The sequence below is a fragment of the uncultured Fenollaria sp. genome (genome assembly GCF_934202865.1).
In the GTDB taxonomy this organism is placed as follows: domain Bacteria; phylum Bacillota; class Clostridia; order Tissierellales; family Peptoniphilaceae; genus Fenollaria.
Genome location: NZ_CAKPYL010000045.1, coordinates 1 through 12,501, shown reverse-complemented (window position 1 = coordinate 12,501; position 12,501 = coordinate 1). Strand labels below are relative to the sequence as shown.

At 40.7% G+C, this 12,501-nt stretch carries 11 protein-coding genes; all 11 read left to right on the top strand.

The features are described 5' to 3' along the window. Positions 1–1,303, top strand: a 1,303-nt coding sequence (gene dnaA, locus Q0E71_RS05365; protein WP_294796793.1) for a chromosomal replication initiator protein DnaA, incomplete at its 5' end; no start/stop codon positions are given. A gap of 419 nt (positions 1,304–1,722) precedes the next feature. Beyond that, on the top strand, positions 1,723–2,817 hold the full coding sequence (gene dnaN / locus Q0E71_RS05360) for a DNA polymerase III subunit beta (protein WP_294796792.1): 1,095 nt from the start codon (positions 1,723–1,725) through the stop codon (positions 2,815–2,817). Between the two features lie 39 nt (positions 2,818–2,856). Next, positions 2,857–3,060, top strand: coding sequence for an RNA-binding S4 domain-containing protein (locus Q0E71_RS05355; RefSeq protein WP_058259637.1), 204 nt, complete (start codon positions 2,857–2,859; stop codon positions 3,058–3,060). Further along, positions 3,054–4,154: a DNA replication/repair protein RecF gene (gene recF, locus Q0E71_RS05350; RefSeq protein ID WP_294796790.1), complete on the top strand. Its 1,101-nt coding sequence runs from the start codon at positions 3,054–3,056 to the stop codon at positions 4,152–4,154. Before Q0E71_RS05355 ends, recF begins: the two co-directional genes overlap by 7 nt. Beyond that, positions 4,144–6,051, top strand: a complete 1,908-nt coding sequence (gene gyrB / locus Q0E71_RS05345) for a DNA topoisomerase (ATP-hydrolyzing) subunit B (RefSeq protein ID WP_294796788.1) — start codon at positions 4,144–4,146, stop codon at positions 6,049–6,051. The genes recF and gyrB overlap by 11 nt, the downstream gene beginning before the upstream one ends. A gap of 25 nt (positions 6,052–6,076) precedes the next feature. Beyond that, entirely contained in the window at positions 6,077–8,515 is a 2,439-nt protein-coding gene (gyrA, locus tag Q0E71_RS05340) for a DNA gyrase subunit A (protein WP_294796787.1), read from the top strand. Positions 8,516–8,530: 15 nt separating this feature from the next. Continuing rightward, positions 8,531–8,845: an STAS domain-containing protein gene (locus Q0E71_RS05335; protein ID WP_058259641.1), complete on the top strand. Its 315-nt coding sequence runs from the start codon at positions 8,531–8,533 to the stop codon at positions 8,843–8,845. Further along, the gene (locus tag Q0E71_RS05330; protein WP_294796784.1) at positions 8,842–9,177 is read left to right on the top strand and encodes a hypothetical protein; all 336 of its coding nucleotides are present in this window, start codon (positions 8,842–8,844) and stop codon (positions 9,175–9,177) included. Before Q0E71_RS05335 ends, Q0E71_RS05330 begins: the two co-directional genes overlap by 4 nt. Then, a complete protein-coding gene (locus Q0E71_RS05325; RefSeq protein WP_294796783.1) occupies positions 9,174–9,932 on the top strand; it encodes a SigB/SigF/SigG family RNA polymerase sigma factor in 759 nt (252 codons plus the stop codon). Before Q0E71_RS05330 ends, Q0E71_RS05325 begins: the two co-directional genes overlap by 4 nt. After that, on the top strand, positions 9,929–10,912 hold the full coding sequence (locus Q0E71_RS05320) for a lipoate--protein ligase (protein ID WP_294796781.1): 984 nt from the start codon (positions 9,929–9,931) through the stop codon (positions 10,910–10,912). Before Q0E71_RS05325 ends, Q0E71_RS05320 begins: the two co-directional genes overlap by 4 nt. Beyond that, positions 10,913–11,767: a lipoyl synthase gene (gene lipA / locus Q0E71_RS05315; RefSeq protein ID WP_294796779.1), complete on the top strand. Its 855-nt coding sequence runs from the start codon at positions 10,913–10,915 to the stop codon at positions 11,765–11,767. It abuts the gene before it with no gap. Positions 11,768–12,501: the final 734 nt, after the last annotated feature.

The following is a 12,501-nucleotide window of genomic DNA, read 5'->3' as shown; positions in this document are numbered from 1 at the left end:
GTGTGTGGAGGCGCTTAAGGAAGACATTCCTATCAATAATATCGACTTGTGGATCAGTGTTTTAGAGCCGGTCGGCTTGGAGGATGGTGTTTTGGTACTTTTGGCTCCAAATATATTCATAAAGAGTATAGTTGAGTTCAATTACAAGGATACTATCAAGAGAAAACTTGTGTCGATGGGCGAGGGCGTGAGTGATGTCAAGGTTTTGGACCCTTCTCAAGGCTACGATTACAAGCAAAGTGTTGAGGAGACGTCGAAAAAAACTGGGGATATCATTCCGAATTTGAATCCATATTTCACGTTTAACAGGTTTATTCCAGGTGATGCGAACCTTTATGTTTTTGAAAATTCAAAGAGAATAGCGGAAAATCCTGGTCTTTTATACAATCCATTCTTCCTTTTTGGTAAGACTGGTCTTGGTAAGACTCATTTGATTAATGCGATAGGCAATAAGATGCTAAAGGATCACAAGGATTTTAGGCTTTTATATATCACGAGTGAGGACTTCACGAATGAGCTTATTAGCTGCTTACAGAACAGAACGATGCGCGAATTTAAGGAAAAGTATCGCTCTTTGGACTGCTTGATTATTGACGATATTCAGTTTTTATCGTACAAGGATCAAACGCAAGAGGAGTTTTTCCACACTTTTAACGCGCTTTACTCTATGAACAAGCAGATAATTATAGCGTCTGATAGGTCACCTAGTGACATTAAGAATATTCAGGACAGAATTATCAGCCGTTTTGAAAGTGGCTTAACTATTGAGGTTAAGCAGCCACCTTTGGAAACGCGTATCGCCATTCTAAAGGCTAAGGCGGACGAAGAGAACTTAGATGTCTCTGATGATGTGCTTGAATACATCGCGAAACGTGCTAAGCAAAATATTCGTCAGCTTGAGGGGGCTCTGATGGGTGTCAAGGCTGCTTCTGAACAGGAGGACGGTACAAAGCTTGAAATTACTGTACCACTCGCAAAAAGTGCGCTTGATTTTATGAGTCAAAGTGAGGAAAAGGAGATTACTATCGATTCGATTAAGGAAGCGGTTGCGAAGTATTTTAACATTTCGGTTGAGGATATAAATTCGAAGAGGAAGCACTCTGATATAGCAATTCCAAGGCAGATAGCGATGTATTTCGCGCGTGTAAATACTGATTTGTCGTACCCGAAGATTGGGGAGGCTTTTGGTGGACGCGATCACTCTACTGTGATATATGCCTACGAAAAGATTTTGAAGGAAAAGAAGACTAAGGCGAATATTAGGGAAGCAGTTGAGGCTTTGGAAAAAGCTATCTGTGGATAAGTCCTCTTTACTGAACATTTTATTCAGAAGACCTGTGGATAAATATTGATGATAAATATGAATTTGATAAACTTATCCACAATTATACAGGACCTACTACTATTACTCTTTATTAAGATTATAATTATAGCAAAGTTTAGTTCTGTAAAAGAAATATCTCTTAGAAAAGATATATTTGAAAGAAAAATATTTATTTAAAATTATATATATATTATATGATAGAAGAAAATAACTACTACGAAATTATTTGATAGCAACAAAATTAGTATTAATATTTAATTTCGTAGGAAAAATGCGTAAATTTAACGAAGTTGATAATTTTTTGGAGTGAGTCGTATAAATATACGTCGCAGCGACGAAAAATTTGAAACGAGTTAAAGAACGCATTTTAACAAGAAAGTGAATATTGGGGTGATTAAATGAAGTTTATTATTGACAAAGACCAATTTTTAAAGCACATAAACATCGCTCAAAGGGCTATCTCTCAAAGAAGTCCTCTAGAAATTCTTGAAGCGATTAAGATAACTGCAGCAAATAACAGAATTAGGCTCGTTTCGACTGACACTGAACTAACTATCATCAGTGAATGTGAATGCACTGTGGTCGAAGAGGGCACTTGCTGCTTCTCAAACAAACTTCTTTCTGATATAGTTAGAAAGGTGCCGTCTGGCGAGATCAGCTTTACTTCAAACGGTGACGACGTCGAGATCAAGGCGAAGTTTTCGAAATTCAATCTAAAGAGCATGCCGCACGACGATTATCCAGAGATTGACACGCACTACAGCTTGGACAAGTCTGTGAAATTAACTATGAAAGAGCTTAATAAAATTATCAAGAAAACACTATTCTCAACTAGTCAAGATCAAGCGAGACCAACGCTTTGCGGCGTTTACTTCAAGTTTGAAGATGGCCTTTTAAGCGCGGCAAGTCTTGATGGCTACAGAATTAGCTCATTAAAGTTCAAGGCCGCTGTAGAGGAGAATAGCTCATTTATCGTGCCTTACAGAACTTTGGCTGAAATACAAAAGATGCTTGACGATACTGACGACATCGTGGAAATATCTTACGCGAGGGACAAGGCTGTCTTTAAAATAGACAGAGCACTTCTATATACAAGGCTTATAGAAGGCGACTTCTTTAACTACGAAGAAGTCTTCGCAAGCGAGGACTACACTACTGTTGAGATCAATAGGATGGATCTAGTTAACGCAATCGAAAGGGTTTCCTTGATAGGTTTTGAGGACAGAATCAGTCTAATAGTCATGGACTTTAAAGACAATAATCTTAACATTGCCGCGTCAAACGAGCTTGGTAACGCGACTGACGACATCATGGTAGAAAAAACTGGTGATGACATCAAGATTGGCTTCAACGGCCGCTACGTTCTTGAAGGTCTCAAGGCCATGAGCGCGGATAAGCTGACTCTTAAGCTATCTGAAAGCATCAGACCTATGAAGATTTACGAGGGCGACGAATATCGCTACCTTGTTTTACCTGTAAAAATGCAAGCATAAGTGAGTATATATAATAATAGTAGAGATTAGGTGAGAATTATGAAGTTTAAGCTAGAAGACGAATACATTCAGCTGCAAAATGTTTTAAAGGTTTGCGCTATCGTAGACAGCGGTGCCATGGCCAAAAACATCATTCAAGATGGCTTAGTCAAGGTCAATGGCGAGGTAGAGACTCGCAGGGGCAAAAAGATTAGGCAAGGCGACGTGGTCACTGTATTTGACGAAAGTATCGAGATATGTTAAAGAGTTTAAAGCTTGTAAATTACAGAAGCTTCTCAAAGTTATATTTGAAGTTTCATCCAAAAAAGAACATAATTTTGGCGAACAATGCCAAGGGCAAATCGAATGTGGTTGAGGCGATATATATGCTCAGCTTTTTGAAGAGCTTTAGAACTGAGCGAAATGCAGAGCTGATCAAGTTTGGTAACGCATCGGCCTATGCCTCTTTCGAGTACCTTTATAATGATATTTTAAATAGGGTCGAGATCACTGTTGAGCCCAAGGGCAAGCTCGTTAAGCAAAATGACAAGATGATCAAGAATGCCAAGGAGTACAATCAGCGTTTTGAGGCGGTTCTCTTTGAGCCCTTCGACTTAAATATCTTAAAAGGCGCTCCAGGACTTAGGCGTAAGTACATTGACAGCATACTAACAAGGCTGTCGCCATCGTATCGCGACGAACTACTTAGCTACAATAAAGTGCTTATGAATAGAAATAAGGCTTTAAAAATCTACAAGGATAAAAATTCTTTAAAGGCAGTCTTAAAGTCCTACGATACGCAGCTCATCACGCTTGGCGCGGCTCTCGTAGAGAAGAGAAAAACATTTACGGAGAACTTTAATGCCATTTGCAAGGCCATACATATGGACTTAAGCGGCGGAGACGAATTAGAGATCGAGTACAAGACCAATATTGACATAGCAGGTGACATCAAAACGGCTTACGAAAATGCTTTCACTGCCAATATTGACAAGGACATCGAGCGAAAATCGACAGCGCTCGGCCCTCATAGAGATGACTATACTATAACAATAGCTGGGAGTGAGGCGAGGAAATTTGCTTCGCAAGGCCAATTAAGAACTGTGATGCTCGCTATGAAGATTGCTGAACTTAAGATGATTAGTAGCTTTAATAAGGATGTGACGCTGCTTTTGGACGACGTTTTTAGTGAGCTTGACAAAAAAAGAAAGAAATACCTTCTTGATGCGGTTGGCGAAATGCAAGTCATATTCACGCTTCAAGACATGGATGACATAAAAGATTTAATTGACGATGATTATTTACTTATAAAATTAGAAACGAATGAAATGATTTACGGAGGAAGAAATGGAAGATAAGAATTATAATGCGGGTAGTATTCAGGTCCTTGAGGGACTAGAACCCGTTAGAAAAAGACCCGGTATGTACATCGGCTCAACTGGCACAAAAGGTCTACACCACTGCGTTATGGAGGTTATGGACAACTCCATCGACGAAGTTTTGGCCGGCAGAGCAGATACTATAAACGTGAGGATTTACAAAGACGGAAGCATCTCTGTTGAGGACAACGGCTCGGGTATACCGGTTGAGGTCCATCCTAAGACTGGCAAATCGACTTTGGAGACAGTTCTTACTGTGCTTCATGCGGGCGGTAAGTTCAATAACGACGCATACAAGGTATCAGGCGGTCTTCACGGTGTTGGTGTTTCATGCGTTAACGCGCTTAGCGAATGGCTGATAGCGACTGTTAAGCGTGGGGGTCATATATATGAACAGCACTTTGCTAGAGGCAAGGCGCAAGGCGACATCGAGGTCGTTGGCGATACTAAAGAATCGGGTACTACTATACAATTCATGCCGGATGAGGAAATTTTTGACACGACTGAATTTTCGAAGGAAGTCCTTGTTAATAAGTTTAGAGAAACTGCCTTCCTTAATAAAGGCGTTCGCATCACTCTAATTGATGAAAGAGAAGAAGAGCCATCTGAGGAAGTTTTTCACTACGAAGGCGGGATCAAGAGCTTTGTTGAGTACATCAACCGCAGCAAAAACGCCATCACAAACGACATCATCTACTTTGACAAGTCCATGGACGATTGTGAGCTAGAAATTGCAATGCAATACACTGACGGTTATTCGGAAAACGTTTTAACCTTCGCAAATAACATACACACAACAGAAGGCGGCTACCATTTGACTGGTTTTAGAAACGCTTTAACAAGAGCGCTTAATGATTATGGTAGGAAAGTCAATATTATAAAGGAAAAGGAAGAAAATCTTTCTGGCGATGACGCGAGAGAGGGTCTGACAGCCATTGTCTCGGTTAAGCTTAAAGAGCCACAATTCGAGGGACAAACTAAGTCAAAGCTTGGCAATAGCGAGGTTCAAGGCATAGTGAACTCTGTAGCCTATCAAGAGCTTAATGACTACTTTGAACTTCATCCGCAAGAAGCGAAAAAGATTATAGAAAAGGCGATATCGGCGCAAAGGGCTAGGGAAGCGGCGAGAAAGGCGCGTGACCTATCCAGAGGTAAAAGAAGTGTGCTTGATAACACGACTTTACCGGGCAAATTGGCGGATTGCCAACCGAACGACAATACTGAGACAGAGATCTTCATTGTCGAAGGGGACTCAGCCGGCGGATCTGCTAAGCAAGGCAGGGACAGGAAGTTCCAAGCAATACTGCCACTTAGAGGTAAGATTCTTAACGTAGAAAAGGCGAGACTTGATAAAATTTTGGCTTATGAAGAGATAAAGGCGATGATCACTGCCTTTGGTACAGGTATAGACACTGAATTTAACATAGAAAAGCTTAGATATGGCAAGATCATCATCATGACCGATGCCGACGTCGACGGCGCTCATATCAGAACGCTGCTATTAACATTCTTCTTTAGACATATGAGAGAGCTTGTTGACGATGGTCACATCTACATCGCTCAACCACCATTATATATGGTTAGCAAAAACAGAAAAGAGTACTATGTTTATGACGATGACGAGCTTGAAGCCTTACTCAAAGAGATAGGCAGAGACAACTACACTATTCAGCGTTACAAAGGTCTTGGTGAAATGAACCCTGAACAGCTTTGGGAGACTACCATGGACCCAGAACATAGAATTTTACTAAGAGTCAATGTTGATGACGCTGTTAACGCCGACGAGATATTCTCCATGCTTATGGGTGACAAGGTCGAACCGAGAAGAGAATTTATTGAAAAGAACGCAAAATACGCGTCGAACTTAGATATATAATTTAGATATATAATGAGGTAAAAAGATGACAGATGAAGTAATTTTAAAAGATACACAATTTAAGGATGTCAATGTCGAGCACGAGATGAAGTCGAGCTACTTGAGCTACGCGATGAGCGTTATAGTCTCAAGAGCGCTTCCTGACGTAAGAGACGGACTAAAACCAGTTCACAGAAGGGTACTTTATTCGATGAACGAACTAGGCATCACACCGCAAGGTCAGTACAGAAAGTCCGCCAGAGTAGTCGGTGACGTGCTTGGTAAGTACCACCCACACAGTGATACAGCGGTTTACGACGCTATGGTTAGACTTGCGCAAGACTTCAACACAAGATATTTACTAGTTGATGGCCACGGTAACTTCGGAAGCGTCGATGGCGATGGCGCTGCTGCGATGCGTTACACTGAAGTAAAGATGACAAAGATCGCCATGGAGATGCTTCGTGACATTAACAAAGACACAGTCGATTACATGCTAAACTTCGACGAGACAACAAAGGAACCAGTTGTGCTTCCATCACGTTTCCCGAACCTCCTTGTCAATGGTTCAGCAGGTATAGCAGTTGGTATGGCGACAAACATGGCGCCACACAATCTAAAGGAAGTTATCGACGCTTGCGTTGCCTACATCGACGACAAGGACATAGATGTCGAAGGACTTATGAAGTACATCAAGGGACCAGACTTTCCTACAGGCGCCTTGATTATGGGTAAAGACGGCATCAAAGAGGCCTACAGGACAGGCAGGGGCCGTATCGTACAAAGAGCGCTTTGTGAAATAGAAGAGAAAAAGGGCAGAGAAAAGATAGTTGTAAGAGAGCTGCCATACCAAGTAAACAAAGCAAAACTTATACAAAAGATAGCCGAACTCGTAAGAGATAAGAAGATCGAAGGCATATCAGACATCAGAGACGAGTCCGATAGAGATGGTTTAAGAGTAGTTATAGACATAAAGCGTGATCAAAGCGCCAACATTGTCCTAAACAATTTATATAAGCAAACTCAAATGCAAAACACTTTTGGTATAATCAACCTAGCCCTTGTAAATGGCGAGCCAAAGGTACTTACGCTTAAGGAACTTATTGAGTACTACATCATGCACCAATACGAGATCATCACTCGTAGAACACGTTATGATCTTGCAAAAGCTGAGGCTAGAGCACATATCGTCGAAGGACTTCGTATTGCACTTGACCATATCGATGAGATAATAAAGGTAATCAGAGGCTCAAAAGACGACAAGACTGCTGCTAATGAGCTTATGACTAGGTTCAAGCTAAGTGAAATTCAAGCAAATGCCATCTTGGAGATGAGACTTAAGAGATTAACAGGACTTGAAAGAGACAAGCTTGAAGAAGAATACCTTGAACTTATAAAATTAATTAATCAATATAAGGAAATACTTGGCTCAGAAAGACTGATCTACGGCATAATCAAAGATGAGCTTATCGAGATTAGAGACAAGTACCAAGACTTAAGAAGAACAAGAATCATGCCAGACCCAGGCGAGATCGATACCATAGACATGATAGAGGACGAAGACGTTGTAATCACTCTAACACACTTTGGTTATATCAAACGTATGCCAGAGGGCGCATATAAGATGCAAAAGAGAGGCGGCAAGGGCGTTCAAGGCATGCAAAGACGTGACGAGGACTTCGTTGAGGACATATACGTAGTATCGACCCACGACGACCTACTATTCTTCACAGACAAGGGCAGGGTCTACGCCATCAAAGCCTATGAAATACCAGAAAGTTCGCGTCAAGCGAGGGGACTTGCCATAGTAAACCTAGTTCAGCTTGAAAAAGACGAGAAGATCTCAGCCATCATCCCAATAAAGAGAGATGAAGAAGGTGGCTACCTATCAATGCTTACAGAACAAGGTATATACAAGAGAACTAGCCTTGACGAGTTCAAAAACATCAAGAAGAGAGGCCTTAAGGCGATAAATCTTAAGGACGACGACAAGGTTATAGGCGTCAGAAGAACTGCCGGAGACGAGAAGATTGCCTGCGTTACTAAGATGGGTAAGATACTGATCTTCGACGAAAAAACTACTAGAGCCATGTCAAGGACAGCGATGGGCGTTATCGCGATGAAGCTAAACAAGGACGACTGCATAGTCTCAATCGAAGTCGCTGACAAGAAGACAAGCCTTTTGATGATCACTGAGAATGGTTATGGAAAGAAGACAGCCTTTGATGAATTTAAGGTACAAGCAAGAAACGGCAAGGGCATGATCTGCTACAAAGTCACAGGAAAGACAGGACCGATAGTCGTTGCAAAAGCTGTGGAAGAGGAAGATGAGATCATGATCATCTCACTTAAAGGCGTTATAATCAGAATAGACAGTGACAGTATAAATGAATTAGGAAGAAACACACAAGGAGTTATACTTATGAAGCAAGCCGACGACAAAGTTGCCAGCGCATCAAAGTTTGTCTCCTCAGTTGAAGAATAAATATAGGAGGGCCATATGTTTGATTTAAACTTAATCGACCAAGGGGATCACTACCTTATCGAGCTGATAGGGGACCTCGACATTTACAATAACAAAAAATTCAAAGAAAAGCTAGCCGACATCTACGAAGAGCTTGATAAGGACCTAGTTGTAGATTGCTCGCGTCTTGAATACATTGACTCTACAGGCCTTGGTAGCTTTATAAGTCTACTAAAATTGACAAGAGACGAAGAAAAAGAAATCACAGTAAAAAATTTAAAGAAGAACATCAAGAAAGTCTTCAAAATTACTGATTTAGATAAATTATTTAACCTAGGAGACGACGAATGATATTTACACTAGATATTGAAAATAAGGAGAATTACCTTTCAATCTTCAGACTCATGGTCAGCAAGGTCATGGCAGAGGAAAATTACAAGTTTGATGATATAGAAGACACAAAAGTCGCCGTTGGAGAGATGGCTTTGGTGGCTCATGCCATTAACAAAGACAGAGTCAAAATGGATATCAAATTCAAAGAAAAGTCGATGATCATCACCATCTACCTAGATAAATATCCCGAGGGCGATGATTTCGAGATGAACATAGACATCATCAATGCACTTTCCGAAGCGATGCTCATTCAAGACGATAGGATTGAAATAATAAGGAAAAGACCATGACAAAGGCGAAGAAGAAGGACGATGTACAAAAGCTTTTTGAAGAGTACAGAAAAACTGGCGACCAGGCGCTTAGAGATGAGCTAATCGAGAGGAACCTCTACATTGCCGAGATACTTGCGAAGAAATTCGTCGGCAAGGGCATCGATTACGACGACATCTTTCAGATAGCGTCACTGGGCCTGATTCTGGCAGTTGAAAGATACGAGCCAGAGCGCGGTTTTAAGTTCTCTAGCTTTGCTACGCCTACTATCTTGGGCGAGATCAAGCGTTACTTCAGGGATAAAGGCTGGACAATCAAGGTGCCGCGCCGCGTTCAAGAGAACACGAAGAAGGTCAAAGACGCCTACCATCATTTAAGTATGGTCAATGGCGAAGTGCCCACAGTTAAGGAGATAGCGGAGTACCTAGGCATAGAGACGGACGAAGTTTTGCTTGCGATGGACGCGGGCAAAGTTTATACGCCTCAGTCAATAGACTTTGAGATAGGAACTGATGACAAGAAGACCGCACTCGCTGACATAATAGGCGACGACGACCAAAGCTTTAAGGACTTTGAAGATAGAGAGCAGCTCGATAGCTGGATGAAAAATCTTTCAAACACCGAAAAAGAAATAGTGAGAAAGAGATTCTTCGAGCAAAAAACACAGCTTGAGATAGCGAAGGAGCTAGGCCTATCGCAGATGAGCGTTTCGCGTATAGAGAAAAAAGCGATTAAAGAGATCAAAAAGCATGCGAAAAGGGAGGACTTTTATTGATATTCGTAGACAACAAATCCCGAGACGGCGCGTATAATCACGCTCTCGAAGAGTACCTGATCAAAAATGTGAAGAGAGAGCTCTTCATGATCTGGCAAAATGATAAGACAGTACTTTTAGGCAGAAACCAAAATCCTTATAAGGAGATCAATATAGATTACATGAATGAAGTCGGCGCAAAGCTAGTCAGACGCCCATCTGGCGGCGGCTGCATCTACACAGATGAAAATATAGTTCAGTACACAATAATCACGAAGAAGGAAGAAAATTCTTTAAGAAAGTTTACGGAGCCAGTCGTTCGCTACCTTAATGAAAAAGGAGTTAAAGCAGAGTTTACGGGCCGCAACGACATCATCGTGGGTGGCAGAAAAATCTCAGGCAACGCTCAGTACAAGGACAGAGAGCTCATGATACACCACGGCAGCATCATTTATCAGGACAGCCCCATCGACATAGGTAAACTCTTGACGCCAGCCAAATTAAAGCTAGCGAAAAAGTCACTAACAAGCGTAAAGAGCCGCATCACAAGCCTTAAGTCCATGATGAATATGGATATCGCCATGTTTATAGAAGAGCTTAAGACTTACATCAAAAACTATTATCATATAGATGAAGAATATATTTTAAATGATGATGAACTTAAAAGAGTGGACGAGATCAGGAAAAATAAATACGCAAACGACGAGTGGACCTACGGCCGCTACGGCAAATTCGATAAGGTGCACTCATTTATGAACGACGCGTGCGTGATGGATATCTATTTGAAAGACCAAAGTAATGTCATAGAAGACATTTGTATAGACGGCGACTATTTCGGTGAAAAAGCAAAAGAGGATTTGGAAAATTTATTCAAGGGCGTAAAATTAGAAAAAGATGATTTAATTAGGGCACTCTCGGGTATTGATATGAGTGAATACATCGAGGGCATCACGAAAGATGAACTTGCAGAAAATATTTTAAAGACGAAATCAGGTGATTAAATGCAAGAGAAAAACTATATTAAAAAGCCAGATTGGCTTAGAATAAAGGTTACAGGGAACAAAAACAACGACGAGATCGAGCACATGCTAAAGGATTTGAAGCTCAACACCGTTTGTAAAGAGGCGAACTGCCCGAACAAGATGGAGTGCTACAAGTCGAGAACGGCGACATTCATGATACTTGGGGAGAATTGTACCCGCAATTGCAGGTACTGCAACGTCACTACGAAGAGGCCAGAGGAAGTCGACCCGCATGAACCAGAGAATTTGGCAGAAGCGGTGAAGATACTTGGGCTTAAGCACGCAGTTATTACCTCAGTTACAAGAGATGACCTAGCCGACGAGGGCGCTGCTCAGTTTAGAGACGTTATAAGATGGGTGAGAAAGCTAAATCCCGATACAACAGTCGAAGTACTGATCCCCGATATGCACGCGAAAAAGGATTTACTCGACATAGTTATGGACGAGAAGCCAGATATACTAAACCACAATATCGAGACCATAGAGAGACTCTTCCCAGAAGTGCGTAAAGAAGGCAGCTTCAAAGATTCCATCGAAGTCATTAAGTACGCCAAAGCAAAGGGCCTTAAGACAAAGAGCGGCTTTATGGTTGGGCTAGGCGAGACAAAAGAAGAAGTCCTTGCTTTGATCAAAGAGCTTTACGAAGCAGGCTGCGATTATATTACAATCGGACAATATTTGAGACCAAGTATGAAGCATTATGAGGTCAAGAGATATGTTCATCCGGATGAGTTTAAGGAGTATGAAGAATATGCTTTATCTATTGGAATTAAGAAAATAGCTTCGGGACCGTTTGTAAGGAGCAGTTACCGAGCTTCAGAAATGGTCGAATAATTTCTGCTCTTTCTTGTTCAATTTGCGCCTAAGACTCATTCACTTTTTAGCAATGCTCGAGTACATTTGTACGCTCCGCTTGCTAAAAAGCTCCATTTCGTCTTATCCATCAAATTGCTCCAAGAAATACATAGAAATTATAGTTAATAAATGTAATTAGATCAAATAAATAGAAAAAAAACAAAAACAAAAAAATGGATATAGATTCACTTCTATATCCATTTTTCTATGTCAGATGCGCTGCATATGTCAGATGCGCTGCATATGTCAAATGCGCTGCATATGTCAAATGCGCTGCATATGATTAGTAATTTTACTTCATCAAACGACCGCCATTCATTAAACAGAATTTTCATTTCTCTTCTATTATATATACAAAGCAAACTTATATGTAAGGGGAAATACGATTTGCGCGTGAAACGATATTTGCATAATCAATATTGGACGAGCTATATATAAGTAAGCATTATACACTACTTATAGTAGTTACAATTGCTGCGATACACAATTGTAAAAAGTTTTTTAAAAATTTTTAAAAAACTTCAAAAAAACCCTTGACAAATAACTTTTTAAATGGTAGAATAGATAAGTCATCTGGAAAAAGCAGTTGACAAGCAAAACTGAATAAAAGTGAAAAGAACGATTTAAACCAATCAATTTTTTATTGATAAATAATTTCGAATTTAAGAGCCAAGGATAACTTGGGATTAAATAAACCATTTAATCGAGAGTTT